Origin of the sequence: Shewanella sp. HN-41 (genome assembly GCF_000217915.1) — a bacterium.
In the GTDB taxonomy this organism is placed as follows: Bacteria; Pseudomonadota; Gammaproteobacteria; order Enterobacterales; family Shewanellaceae; genus Shewanella.
In genome coordinates, this window is the sequence record NZ_AFOZ01000018.1 from 1 (window position 1) to 13829 (window position 13829).

The 13829-nt window shown below is 47.0% G+C and carries 8 protein-coding genes and 2 pseudogenes; 7 read left to right on the top strand and 3 right to left on the bottom strand.

Annotation, left to right across the window (positions count from 1 at the left end; all coding sequences use genetic code 11):
- Positions 1 to 145, top strand: a pseudogene (locus SOHN41_RS20080) (IS3 family transposase); the annotation flags it as partial.
- Between the two features lie 66 nt (positions 146 to 211).
- Positions 212 to 1654 (top strand): carotenoid oxygenase family protein, encoded by a 1443-nt coding sequence (locus tag SOHN41_RS06890; protein ID WP_237703912.1) that lies wholly within the window; start codon positions 212 to 214, stop codon positions 1652 to 1654.
- A gap of 64 nt (positions 1655 to 1718) precedes the next feature.
- Here SOHN41_RS06890 and SOHN41_RS06895 read toward each other — a convergent pair whose 3' ends face one another.
- A complete protein-coding gene (locus SOHN41_RS06895; RefSeq protein WP_007647002.1) occupies positions 1719 to 2441 on the bottom strand; it encodes a YebC/PmpR family DNA-binding transcriptional regulator in 723 nt (240 codons plus the stop codon).
- A 418-nt stretch (positions 2442 to 2859) separates the two neighbouring features.
- On the opposite strand from SOHN41_RS06895, the gene SOHN41_RS06900 reads away from it, so the two are divergent.
- Complete coding sequence (locus tag SOHN41_RS06900) at positions 2860 to 4428, top strand: methyl-accepting chemotaxis protein (RefSeq protein ID WP_007647005.1); 1569 nt, start codon at positions 2860 to 2862, stop codon at positions 4426 to 4428.
- Between the two features lie 320 nt (positions 4429 to 4748).
- A complete protein-coding gene (locus SOHN41_RS06905) occupies positions 4749 to 4973 on the top strand; it encodes a TIGR02922 family protein (RefSeq protein ID WP_007647006.1) in 225 nt (74 codons plus the stop codon).
- 146 nt (positions 4974 to 5119) lie between these two features.
- Here the strand turns inward: SOHN41_RS06905 and SOHN41_RS06910 are convergent, their stop codons facing one another.
- Positions 5120 to 5701 (bottom strand): TetR/AcrR family transcriptional regulator, encoded by a 582-nt coding sequence (locus SOHN41_RS06910; protein WP_007647008.1) that lies wholly within the window; start codon positions 5699 to 5701, stop codon positions 5120 to 5122.
- Positions 5702 to 5833: 132 nt separating this feature from the next.
- Here SOHN41_RS06910 and SOHN41_RS06915 point away from each other — a divergent pair.
- Positions 5834 to 6888, top strand: a pseudogene (locus tag SOHN41_RS06915) (alkene reductase).
- 56 nt (positions 6889 to 6944) lie between these two features.
- On the opposite strand, the gene SOHN41_RS06920 reads toward SOHN41_RS06915, so the two are convergent.
- Positions 6945 to 9380, bottom strand: coding sequence for a Lon protease family protein (locus tag SOHN41_RS06920; protein ID WP_007647013.1), 2436 nt, complete (start codon positions 9378 to 9380; stop codon positions 6945 to 6947).
- A gap of 388 nt (positions 9381 to 9768) precedes the next feature.
- Between SOHN41_RS06920 and SOHN41_RS06925 the strand changes: the two genes are divergently transcribed.
- Together SOHN41_RS06925 and SOHN41_RS06930 are read left to right on the top strand one after the other, a co-directional pair.
- Positions 9769 to 12411, top strand: a complete 2643-nt coding sequence (locus tag SOHN41_RS06925; protein WP_007647014.1) for a bifunctional diguanylate cyclase/phosphodiesterase — start codon at positions 9769 to 9771, stop codon at positions 12409 to 12411.
- Between the two features lie 89 nt (positions 12412 to 12500).
- On the top strand, positions 12501 to 13730 hold the full coding sequence (locus SOHN41_RS06930; RefSeq protein WP_007647015.1) for a DEAD/DEAH box helicase: 1230 nt from the start codon (positions 12501 to 12503) through the stop codon (positions 13728 to 13730).
- Positions 13731 to 13829: the final 99 nt, after the last annotated feature.

Below are 13829 nucleotides of genomic sequence, written 5' to 3' on the forward strand. Positions count from 1 at the left end.
GCAACACGCGTTGTCGATAGGTCGAGATAAGCTGTTTACCCTGCTGCGCGTGCACCGGCTGTTGGTAGCAACCAAGCGTGCATATCATCGCACCACGAACAGCCATCATCGGTTTCGTTGCCATCCTAATTTACTGAAATCAGGGTATAAAGCGACCAAGCCGTGGGCGATTGGCTTTAATGGGGCTGAAGGCGACTATCCGCCGCTCACTATGCAGGTCTCGGGTGAGTGGCCGGCGCAATTGAGTGGCAATTTATATCGTAATGGACCAGCGAAAATGTCTCGGGCGGGTAGGGCATACCAGCATTGGTTCGATGGCGATGGTATGGTGCAGCAGTTCAGTCTGGCCAATGGGCAAATTCAGCATCAGGCCAAGTTTATCCAAACAAAGAAGTTTAAAGTGGAGGAGGCCGCTGGCGCATTTAAATATTCTACCGCTGGTACTGTGATCCCTAATGCTTTGCCCATTCGCAATAACGATGATTTGAATGTCGCTAACACCAGTTTATTGCCGCGCCACGGCGAGTTGCTTGCCTTATGGGAGGCGGGTTCGCCCTATCGACTCGATACGAAGACCTTAACCACGCTTGGCGTGAAAAGCTTTGGTGACAAGTTTAAGGGCTTGCCCTTTTCTGCTCACCCGCTTGCTGACGGACAAGGTGGGCTGTGGAATTTTGGCGTCTGGTATGTCGGTGGCGAGAAGCAATTACGTGTGTACCAAGTGGCCGCCGATGACAGCATTGCCAGAATGGAAGTGATTGAATTACCACAGGCGAGCTACTTACATGCCTTCGCTCAGAGTGAAAATAAGCTAGTGTTTTACATTTCCTCCTGCGTCTATGATGAGGGCGAAACCTATATCGATGCCTTTAAATGGCGCCCCGAATTGCCGTCACAGTTACTGGTTATAGACAAAGCCGATTTTAGGGCGCGCCAGTTACACCCGTTGCCTGCAGGATTTGTGTTTCACTTTGGTCAAGCCATTGATAAAAATGATGAACTTTCAGTGCAGCTTTGCCTCTACCCTAATTCGGCCATTTTAACTCAAGGGATGAAGGGGTTACTGACAGGGGTGCGTAAAACTAAGACACCCCATGCAGAGTTAGTGACTATCACTGTACCTTTGGCTGAGGCGCAGTCTTCCCCAGCACGCATTAACCGCAGCGGCGTGATGATGGAGTTTCCCCAGTTTGGGCAGCAAACTATGAGTAATAAAGAGTTTGTGCAGCAAACTATGAGTAAAACAGAGTTTGTCCCTCTATTTGGCATCGAAGCACGCTCAGATCTTGGCTCTCACTCTGAATTAGAGGCTGAATTAGCGTCTGAGTCAGGGCTGAGTAACACCCTGTATTGTATTCATAATACAAAGGACAGCAGCAAGCTTGCTGCCGATACGCTTGGTAACAGGGGACTTAGTGTTGACAGCTATAGTGCGTATTATCTGGGTAAAGGCAAGATAGCCGAAGAGCCGCTTTATATCCCCGCCACTGAGCAGCATGAAGCCTATGTTTTGATGACTTGGCTCGATTACCACAATGCACGGTCCGGTCTATCTTTGTTTCGTGCCAGTGATATCTGCGCTGGCCCTATCGCCTCGGCACAGATGAATAGGGTATTACCCTTAGGGTTTCATGGCTGTTTTATTAATGCTTAATATCTTGACCTATAAACGAAAAACGCAGCCAAGGGCTGCGTTTTCATTTCAGGCGAAAGGGTGATTACTCTTCAATTTCCGCATTGTGGTAGACGTTTTGCACATCGTCACAATCTTCTAATGCGGCGATAAACTTATCGAATACGGCCACATCCTCACCAGTCACTTTAGTCATAGTTTGCGGGACGAAGGTGATGTTTTCTATTTCAAAGTTAATCTCTGGCATGGCATCGGTCAGTGCCGTTTTTACCTTGAAAAATTCAGTGTGTGGGGCAAATACGCTGATCATGCCATCTTCAACTTCGACATCACTCACATCCACATCGGCCATCATTAGGATTTCTAAAATAGCGTCTTCATCATCGCCAGGGAAAACAAAAACGGCTGAATGATCAAACATATGGCCAACAGTGCCTGGGCTACCGAGTTTGGCATCGTTCTTCACAAAGGCTTGACGCACTTCGGTGAAGGTACGTTTTACGTTATCGGTTAAACAGTCGACAATCACCATGCAGTTGCCTGGGCCAAAACCTTCATAACGGGCTGTATCGTAATCTTCACCGCCGCCACCTTTGGCTTTTTCAATAGCACGTTCAATAACATGCGCTGGAACTTGGTCTTTCTTCGCACGCTCAATTAAACGACGTAGTGATAAGTTACCATCTGGCTCTACACCACCTTGTTTAGCGACAACGTAAATTTCTTTACCGTAGCGCGAGTAAAGGCGGGTTTTCTGGCCTGCAGTTTTCGCCATGGATTCTTTACGATTTTGATATGCTCTGCCCATCTTGATCTCGTTAGCTCAAAAAAATTGCGCCGATATTAGCAGTTTTCTTGATAGAAGTGCAGTCGTCTAGGAGGGAATATTGCCTAGAAGACGATACGGACCGCATTTCTGAGCACTTTAGGGAGATAAAGTTTTAACCTCCGATAGAGAGCAATATGTGACTTTTCATACTAAGGTCTAATGCCATAAGTTCGATAGACTGTCGATGATATGCTATTGGTCTTATTTTTAGCCAAAGCGTGAATTGTTTTCTGAGTCAGAGGGATAGGCTAGTTGCATCTGCCTTAAGATCCTTTCTGTCTTATCGGTTTCGCTGCTAGTTCTAGAGTGGCAATGGATGGCTATTACTCGTTAATCTTGAGTCGACTTCCCTTAATCGAGCCCTTCACCCTTTGTGTGCGCTGTTGTGAGAATAGATATGGAAATACAACATAAAGTCGCGGTAGCTCTGAGTTTTACCATAGTCATGCTGGGCAGTTTATTGCTCTCAGTGCTGGCGCTTCCCAGCCTTATTCAGGCGATTGTGTTAGGTGTGCTGGCAGGGGGATTTCTACTTGAGATAGCGATGCGCTCCGTGGCTACTCAACAGCGGGCTAATGCGACCGAGGCTCATCGCCTTAAGACGCAAAATGCCTCGGCACACGAGATCAGCACACAAACGAGTAAAATGGCTATCGGCTCGGCCGAAGTCTCACATTTTATTGATTTGTTGAATAAATCAATTGAATCTAACGGTGAACATGCCAGCGCCATTGCCGTTGCCGCCGAGCAACTCAGCCATACAACGGCGCTGCTTGGTGATAATGCCGCCAATATTTTAGTGCAGGCCCAAGAAGCTGAGCGATTCAGCGTACAAGGTCGAACTCAGGCACAAAAAGGGGTGGAGGCGATTCAATCTCTTAGTGCTGATATCGATACCGCCGCGGAGCAGGTACAGTCGCTTAAGTCCAGAGCCGAACAAATTCAAAAGATTACTGAAGTGATTAATGCTGTTGCAGAGCAAACGAATCTTCTGGCATTAAACGCTGCGATTGAGGCGGCTCGCGCGGGTGAGCAGGGCCGAGGGTTTGCTGTGGTTGCGGATGAAGTCCGCAATCTCGCGGCTAAAACTGCTGGTGCAACCCAAGATATTGGCAGAATGTTATTAGAGATCCGCAGCGAAACCGACAAAACCTCGGGCTTGATGGAGCGGGTCGTTTCTCAGACCGCGGATGTTGTCACTGCAATGGGGAGATTAGATGAACATTTCGCTGAAATATCGACTTCGGTGACACACTCCGCCCATGCCCTTGGTGATATGGAGAATTCACTTAAACAATATAACAATACCACAAATGATATCAGCTGTTCGGTCAGCCAAATTCGGGACTCCTTAAACTTGACTGGAAAACAGAGCCATCAAGTGTCCGAGCAGGCATTTACCCTTTCTTTAACGACAGAGGGGATTTTTAAAGCTCTGTCCAACTGGGACACACAAACCTTCGACCAACGGGTGTTGGTGTTAGCCAATGCGGCTGCAACGGCCTGCGGCGAAAAGCTCGCCGAAGGTTTAGCAAAGGGAAGTTTTAGCGAGGCAGAACTGTTTAATCCCAGGTATCAACCCATTGCGAATACACAACCACAGAAATACAGCACGGCTTTCGACAGGTTTACCGATCAACATTTCCCTGAGATCCAAGAACCTATTTTGGCAAAATATAACGAAATTATTTATGCAGGAGCCGTGGATAAAAAAGGCTATTTCCCGACCCATAACAAGCGCTTTAGCCAGGCCCTAACGGGAAAAGTCGAAGTCGATATAATTCATAATCGCACCAAACGCCTCTTTAATGATCCAACAGGGATCCGCTGTGGTGACCATACAGAGCCTGTGTTATTGCAAACCTATAAACGGGACACGGGTGAAGTGATGCACGATTTATCCGTGCCTATTTACGTCAATGGAAAACATTGGGGGGGATTCAGAGTTGGATTTAAAGCCAAGTAATCGCGATTAACCCTATATAGGAGTGAAGTTTATCGCATAAAACTCAGGCCAACAAAATTAACACCTGTGATCAATTGCGCGAAATTGATTAACAAAATAGAAATAGATTGGCATCTATTTGCCGAAGTGCTTAAATAACAAAATATTGATGGCGCTAAGATATTCAAGCATATTCAGTTGAAGCTGTAGGGTTGGTTTTTTTTAGCGAATTGATTTTAAATAGTAAAATTTTTTCTAAGTTTTGCTGTCTAAGAGAGTAAGGGAGACTCTTGTCATCTAGGTCGATAGCAGCAGGCGCTGCTTAATGTGAGTTAAAAGCTATGCAAGCACAACAAGCGATTGTAACCGTTTTGTATTATGATGCACCTGTAGGGTTAATTATGCACAATGCTGTGCTAGATGGTTTGCCTGTTAGCGACTCTGGCCGAGTGATGATCCCAGCCAGTTTCCGTAAGGGAAAATCCATCATAGCTGTCCTAGAAGGTGAATGTAAGATTTTGAACTCCTTAGGAGAACGAGTCTTTGCTCAGGCGAATATAGGTTAAGACTACCCTGCGGGTCGAAAACGGCACAGACAATGGGGGACGGTAAAGATGATTTACCGTCCCCTTAACTTTTTGGGTGCCTATGGTGAATAAAGCGTCGCTCTCTTCCTAAACCAAAGCCGTTCACCAACTAACCCCGGCAGTGCCTATCGACAGACTTCGATAAAGAGCTTATCCGCTAATTGCTGTAAAATTTGTGGCTGTGGATGGGTGTGGGCGAAGGTTCTCAGGCCGTATATTCCCATCATCAAGTATTGGGCCCTTTGCGTGCTATTGCGTTCTCCCTCAAGCAACCCTTGCGTGGCGGCAAAGTCGAATTGTTGCGTCAGTGCATCCTGCCATATCTGTAGATTATTATTGATAATCTTTTGTATTTCATCATCTTGCTCTGCAATTTCGTTCAATGCCTTAGTGAGCAAGCAAGCTTGCGCACTGTCGCAACTTAAACATTCGACGACCAGATTATCTAAGTAGTGCTTTAGGTTCGCGAGGACATCGGCACTATGGGTAAAGAGGAGGCTGAACTGCGCATTTCTATCGAGCTGATATTGTTCGATTGCTGCGATTAAGAGCCCACGTTTATTCGTAAAGGCGCAGTAGATCGAGCCTGGATGTAATCCCGTGGCTTGGGTGAGATCTTGCATGCTGGTTTTAGTGTAACCCTTGTGCATGAAGGCGGTCATAGCACCGCGAAGAACTTGTTCTCGGTTGAACTCTGCATTGCGCATCGACTTTATTTGACTCGTCTAGAAAAACTTAACTTCATTCTACCTAATTTTGAACGCACATTCAAAAATAAACTTGAATGTTCATTCAAATAATATTATCTTGAACGCACATTCAAGATTGAGATTGAAATTATGACCACACACGCCACATCAAATCTTTTTGAAACCTATAAACTTAATGATGCCATTACCTTAAATAACCGTATTTTAATGGCACCCCTAACCCGTTGTATGGCGGATGCCGATCTGGTGCCGACCGAAGATATGGTCGCCTATTATGCGCGCCGTGCCGAGGCGGGTTTGATCATCACAGAGGCGACAATTATTCGCCCCGACGGCCAAGGTTACCCCAATACCCCAGGTATTTTTACTCAGGCACAAATTGCTGGTTGGCGTAAGGTAACCGATGCGGTGCATGCCAAAGGTGGAAAAATTTTTGTGCAGTTATGGCATACGGGGCGCGTAGCGCACCCGCACTTTTTGGTGGTGGCGATGTGCTCGCCCCATCGGCACAGAAGATTGAAGGCTCAGTCCCCAGAATGCGTGAACTGACCTATGTCACGCCAAAACCTGCAACACTGGAGGATATTCAGGAGCTGGTGCGCGATTATGCCAAGGCGGCTGAGAATGCGATGGAAGCCGGTTTCGATGGGGTTGAAATCCATGGTGCAAATGGTTATTTGATCGATGCCTTCCTACACCATGACAGCAACCGCCGCACCGACGAATACGGTGGTACACCCGCTAAGATGGCGCGCTTTGCCCTCGAAGTCGTTGATGCTGTTGTCGCTCGAATTGGTAAAGATAGAACCGGTTTGCGTCTGTCTCCCGGTGCTTATTTTAATATGGCCACCGATAGTCGCGATCGGGCTGTATTTGACTATCTATTGCCTGAACTCGAACAACGCGATATCGCCTTTGTGCATATAGGTATTTTTGATGACAGTATGGAGTTTGACTATTTAGGCGGTCGAGCTTCCAGCTATGTGCGAGCACACTATGGCAAAACGTTAGTAGGTGTCGGCAGTTATAGTGCCCAGAGTGCAAGTGAAGCGATTGCCGCAGATAAGTTTGATTTGATTGCTATCGGCCGCCCCTTTATCGCCAATCCAGACTATGTCGCTCGAGTGCGCGCTAGCGAGGAACTAGTGCCCTACAGCGATGACATGTTGACAACACTAGTTTAATTATCCAACTATAAAAACAAAGGGTTAGCTAATTGCTAACCCTTTTGTTTTCTCCCTTATTTATCGTGTTTTACGAGGGCCCTGAGGGCCGTGAGTTTTTCCTGGGCAATACCGAAAACACTCTCGGGTGCATATTGCCCTTGGTTTTTAGTCTCTTTTTCAATCTGCGTATCTGCAGCTTTGCCAAGTAACAGCTCCATGGCTTGGGTGACATGGGTGATGGCCCAAATATGGAATTCTCCGAGTTGGACCGCTTCGACAATATCTTTACGTAACATAAGGTTGGGAACATTTGAGGCGGGAATGATTACACCTTGGCTCGATGAGCGCCCCTTTATTTTGCAGACGTCGAAGAAACCCTCAATTTTCTCATTCACACCACCAATTGGCTGCGCCTCTCCGAATTGATTCATCGAACCTGTGATCGCAATATCTTGCCTAATCGGTTGTTCGCTTATGGCTGAGATGATGGCACAGCATTCGGCCATAGAAGCGCTATCGCCATCAACCCCGCTATAGGACTGTTCAAAGGTGAGATAAGTCGTTAATGGGATTTGTGCTGTCTTGCCTAAAACCGAAGCTAAATAAGCGGTTAAGATCAGCACTCCCTTAGAATGGATCCGCCCACCCAGTTTGACTCTATGTTCAATATCTAACACTTCACCCTTACCAAAGGCTGTGGTTGCTGTGATGCGGTTAGGCATGCCAAATTGATGGTCAGAGGTGGAAATAACGGATAAGGCATTGATTTGACCGACGACTTTATCGTGGGTATTGATCAAGGTCGTGCCATTAATAAAGCTTTCCATTATGCTGTCGTGCAGGCGGGAGACCCTTTTTTCTTGATTGCGAAGCGCCTGCTCTACATGGGGCACCAAAATTTGATCGCTGCCAGCGGACTTAGCGCAGTAATTAGACTCGCGCAGTAAATTGGCAATATTAGCGGAGTGCAGTGAGAGTTTTTGCTGATCCTGCGCCTCGCGGGAACTGTATTCGATGATCCTCGCAATGGCGCTACGCTCGCAGTGCAGCATATTGTTGTCGTGCACTATGCTGGATATAAAACGTGCATAGTGGGCCTCAGAGGCATGGGTTCTGTCCATCACATCCTCAAAATCGGCGGTGACACGGAACAGTTCACTAAAGTCAGGATCATAGTGCTGCAATAGTTGATAGGTTTCGTGATCGCCAAACAGAATGATTTTAACGTCTAAGGGGATAGGCTCTGGCGCGAGGGAAATCGTGCCCGAGAGTGAGACCTCACGCTCGAGTGAGCTTAGGTCTAATTTGCGGGAACGTAGGGCGCGTTTTAATCCATCCCAAACATAGGGGCGTTCAAGCACTTTCACCGCGTCCATCAATAGGACGCCGCCATTCGCTTTATGTAGGCTACCGGAGCGGATCAACGAGAAGTCGGTGAATACTGTGCCCCTAAAGGTCGCGTTTTCCACATAGCCGAACAGGCTGTGATAACTCGGGCTTTCTTCAACGACGATGGGAAATTGTTGTGAGCCTTGGCAAACCAACACATTCACTTGGTAACGCCGAGGCATTTTCTTTTCGAGGGAGGCGTAGGCGAGGGCAAGTTGTTCTTCACTCTCCTCTAAAAAAATATCCAAATTGCTTAAAATATCCGCCTGCATACCATTTAAAAAGGCTCTCACTTCGGGCTGATGTTTGTACTTGTCCTTCAGTGGCTTGAAAAAGTGGATAAGTACATCCTTAGCGACTTGTTCATCATGTTCCTGCTGGGTGTCGCTAAACTCTTCTTCCCATTCGGTATTTTGGCGAATAATGCCACGCAATTTGACCTCAAGTCCGTTAATATTGCTTTCAAATTGACTGCGTTCGGCCTCACTCAGGGCATTGAAGGAGGCTTCATCGTGGGGCTCGTCTTCACCCTTGAGCGCGATCATTTGATAATCGCCCTGCAGGGTTAAGCTGAGGCTGATCCCTTTTTGCTTAGCTTCCTCACTTAATTCGGTCAGTGCGGTTTCTTGCTTTTGGGCTAGTTGACTCTTTAGTTTTTCAGCTCGCGCATAATACATTTCATTATCAAAGGCTAAGGGGAGCGCCTTGACTAACTTGAGCATGAGTTTTTCGATGGCTTTTTTAAATTCGAGCCCAGTGCCTGCCGCCAGTTTAAGGACCTTAGGGCTGCGGGTATCGTCGAAGTTAACCACATAGCACCAATCGTGTAGATTGTGATCGCTCGGCTCGTGACGATTAAGATAGCGCAGCATCATAGTGCGTTTTCCTAATCCATTCTGGCCTATGGCATAAATGTTATAACCTTTTTCTTTTATACCCATGGCAAATTCCACCGCTTGCTGGGCGCGTTCTTGGCCGACGATATCATCGAGAGGAGTCAGCTCGGCGGTCGATTGGCAATGGAGACTTAATTCTTTTAGTTCACATTTGCGATACAGTTGTTGGCTGGTTAATTGAATGGCTTGATTCGGCTTAGTATGAGATGAGTGGTCAGTGGGCATAAATATCCTTGAATTGTCAGCCTTAATATTTCCATTGTAGACAATAAGATAGCATCGTTGTCAATTAAAAGTCGGTTATTTCCCTAATCTGCCGAGTGGCGTATAACTGCACCGGCATTCCTGCTCTTTATTTCATTAATTATTTATGTATTAGAAAATAACGATGGTTTGGCCTCTATACTGATAATTGCTGATATGATGCAATTATCATCTTGTATTTATAGCAAAGGGTGTGCGCCGACAAGGCCCTATGGTCTACAATGCCAGTGATGTTGTACTGCCGGTGACTTGTATTCTTCTTCCGTGTCGGTGTATAAGGCTATAAGGGCGCTTTGAGAGTTCAGAGTCAGTCAAAATTCAGTAGTACAAGGCGTTGGTTGGCAACTATATGATTGATGTGATCATTCCACAACAGCAGCAAGACAGTTGGTTAAGTGACTTAAATTTAGTCGCTGGGATGTTTGCATGCCATGGGCTTATCTTCGCCCGTGATGGTTCGGGGCCGTTGAGGCTATTATTAAAGTCAATGGCGGCCACGGATGAGGATATTGCATCGATACTCGGTCAGCTCAATGCTCATCACGGTTTTAAGCTACAGCAAAGCGTTACTCCACATATTAAAGCCACAGATATCTCTCAAACTGAGCCCGCTGATGAGTCGAGTGTCATCCATAGTTATCAAGCTATGGTCTCCAATGCCCAAGTGCAACTCACGCCACATTTACTGGCTACCCCATTAGTCACAGACACCTCATTGGATCCGTTTTGGCAACAATACAATAGCTTAGGCAGTCTGATTTGCTTGCCGATATTATGGCCATCGGGGGCCAGTTTTGGTGTCCTGTGTTTGTACCATAGTGCATCCCATCATTTAACGGGGCAGTCGCTGCAACTTGCTCAACTTAACGTTAATAGCATCCAGCTCGGTTTAACCGAGATCCTACGTCAGCATAGGGCCGATGAAGCACGGGCTCGTGGTGAGCAAAGCAACTTACAAGTGCTAGATTTACAAACTTTTATCGATAGCTTTGAGGAGCATATTTGGGTCAAGAATGTCGATGGGATTTACACTAGCTGTAATCTGAGTGTTGAAAAAGCCTGGGAAATGCCGCGCAATGAGATTGTGGGTAAGACAGATGTTGAATTATTCGGTAAAGATATCGCCGATATTTTCCTCGATGGTGACAGGCTCGCCATCGAAACGGGCACCCCCATTATCGTTGCCGAATGTTTAGATGGTAGCGAGCAGACAAAACACCTCTGGCTAGAAACCCTAAAAATGCCTGCCTTCACCGCAGATGGTCAGTTAGCGGGCGTGATTGGTATGACGCGCAATATCTCTAAACATAAGGAAGTAGAAGAGCAACTTACACTCGCAACGAATGTATTTAAAAACTCAGTAGAAGGTGTCGTAGTAACCGATAGGCACGGCAATATCACGGATGTGAATGGTGCCTTTTACGAAATAACGGGTTACTCCCGTGAGGAATTGCTCGGACAAAACCCACGGCTGTTCAATTCGGAACGCCATGATAAAGCGTTTTTCGATGCCATGTGGAATGCCCTGTTAGAGACTGGTAAGTGGAACGGCGAGATCTGGAATCGCCGTAAAAATGGCACTATCTTCCCGCAAAATATCACTATCAGCACTATTTATGACGATGTGGGGGATATCCGTTATTTCGTGGCGGTGTTTTCAGATATTTCCGCACAAAAACAGAGTGAAGCTCAACTCGCTCATTTAGCCTATTTCGATCCCCTGACGCACCTGCCGAATCGGATGAAATTAATGATGCAGTTAAAACAAGAGGTGAGGCACGCTAAGCGCCTGAATGCACAACTTGCGACTGTGATTATCGACGTCGACTTGTTTAAGCACATTAATGACAGCTTTGGCCATAGCATAGGTGATGAGATGCTAGTGGAACTAGCGAAGCGACTACGTAGCAAAGTAGGTGATCAGGATGTGTTGTCGCGTATTGGCGGTGATGAGTTTGTCGCATTGATCTCCGGTATTCAAAACTATGAGGATGCCACCCATGCGGTCAATCAATTGCGTGAGGTTTTTGAGCAACCTTTTGTGGTGAGCACTGGTGATCATCTACGCTTGACTGCAAGCATGGGCGTCTCACTCTACCCGAACGATGGCACCGATGCGGACACCCTATTGCGCAACGCGGATGCGGCCATGTATCGGGCGAAGAACTATGGTCGCAATGATTTTGCCTTCTACACTGAGTCTTTGACCAAACAATCGTTTGAGCATTTAAAGCTACAGAACGCCCTCTATGGTGCCATTGCCCAGAACGCTTTGTATTTGATGTACCAGCCAAAACTGGATTTATCAACCCGTAAAACTGTGGGGTTTGAGGCACTGCTTCGCTGGAATGATCCGCAATTGGGGCAAATATCGCCAGCGGTGTTTATTCCCGTAGCCGAAAAAATTGGCCTTATTCATGATATTGGGTTGTGGGTGCTTGAAACGGCCTGCCGCCAAGGTGTTACTTGGCTGGCCGAAGGGCGGCATTTTGGGCGCATCGCCGTGAACGTAGCGGGCCAGCAATTGCAACGCAGCACTTTTGTTGACGATGTTAAACGGGTACTAGAGAAAACAGGCTTGCCAGCCAAATACTTAGAGTTAGAAGTCACTGAGAGTGTGATGATGCAGAATCCTGATCTGGCTATCCGAGACTTAAAGCTGCTTGGGGATCTGGGCATTGAATTGTCAGTGGATGATTTTGGGACAGGCTATTCATCACTGAATTATCTAAACAAATTGCCGATCCATAAACTCAAAATCGATCAATCCTTTGTGCGTGACATTCCCTTCGATACTAACAATACCGCCATTGCGAAGGCCGTGATTGCCCTTGGCCATGCCCTAAAATTAGAGATTATTGCCGAAGGGGTTGAAACCGAGGAACAGGCGGATTTTCTAAGACAAAATCGGTGTGATCAAGCCCAGGGTTATCTCTTTAGTCGGCCCCAGTTACCCTCTGAGCTCGAGGCATTTTTCGCCAATCCTGAGTGATTACCAATGCTATGCTGCTCGACCTTGCGGCTAGTCGCACCCTGCCCAGTCTGTTAACATTGGCTCATTATGATTTGTGGTGATTTCCAATGTCTTTCAACTCCCTTTCTTTGCACTCCCAGCTAGTGAACACCTTAGCCGAACTAGGCTATCAGCAACCGACACCTATCCAAGTTGAGGCTATTCCTGTGATTTTGGCAAAACAGGATCTGATGGCGGGAGCACAAACGGGGACGGGAAAGACGGCCGCATTTGCTTTACCGATTTTGCATGGACTGATGGCGGCCCCCTTAACGGAGGAGGCCCCAAGGCATATACGTGCCTTAGTGTTGGTCCCTACACGGGAGCTTGCGGTGCAAGTCCAGCAAAGTTTTGTTAACTATGCGAAAGGCACAGATATTCGTATTGGGATAGCCTATGGTGGCGTCAGTATCGATGCACAGGTCGAGGTGTTTAAAGCGGGAATCGATGTACTCATTGCGACTCCAGGGCGTTTGCTCGATCATCTACGTCAAGGCGCACTGAATCTTAAGCAGTTGAATGTGCTGGTGTTTGATGAGGCAGATCGCATGCTCGATATGGGTTTTATGGATGAAATAAAGGCGGTACTCAAACAAGTGCCAGCAAAGAGACAAACCCTATTGTTTTCCGCCACCTTAGACGATGCCATTTTCTCTTTGAGTAAAAGTTTGCTGCGTGAGCCTAAATGGATTGAAGTGGCTAAACGCAATACCACGGCCACACAGGTAGAACAGCGGGTTTATGCTATAGATAGCGACCGTAAAACCGAATTTGTGAGCCACTTAATTCGCAGCCAAAATTGGCATCAAGTGCTTATTTTTAGCCGCACTAAACAGGGTGTCGATAAACTTGCCTTGCAACTCAATAAACTCGACATTGCTACCCAAGCATTCCACGGTGATTTGTCCCAGGGGGCGCGAGAAAAAGTGCTGCAGGATTTTAAACAGGGCAAAATTCAAGTACTAGTGGCGACCGATGTGGCGGCTAGGGGGCTGGATATTGTTGAATTACAATATGTCATCAACTTTGAGCTGCCTTTTATTGCCGAAGATTATATTCATCGTATCGGTCGCACGGGCCGAGCGGGCAACGCAGGTCTGGCCATTACCCTATTTAGTCAAGAAGATGCCTTGTTGCTCGAAGAAGTCGAGGCAGTGCTCGATAAGCGTCTGCCCCAGCAATGGTATCCAGGCTTTGAGCCCGATTTTAATAAAATGGCCCCCGAGCCCCGACGCAACAGTAAAGCCGCCCAAAAACAGCGCGCCAAAAAACGCGCCCTCGGCGGCAAAAAGCGTTAAGCATAAGGGGGAGAGGGCAGAGTCTTAAGTTGTTGGGATCTTAGCGTTTGCAGATATCCACTTATCGGCTTGCCATGGTATTCGCTGCCAACACGGTTA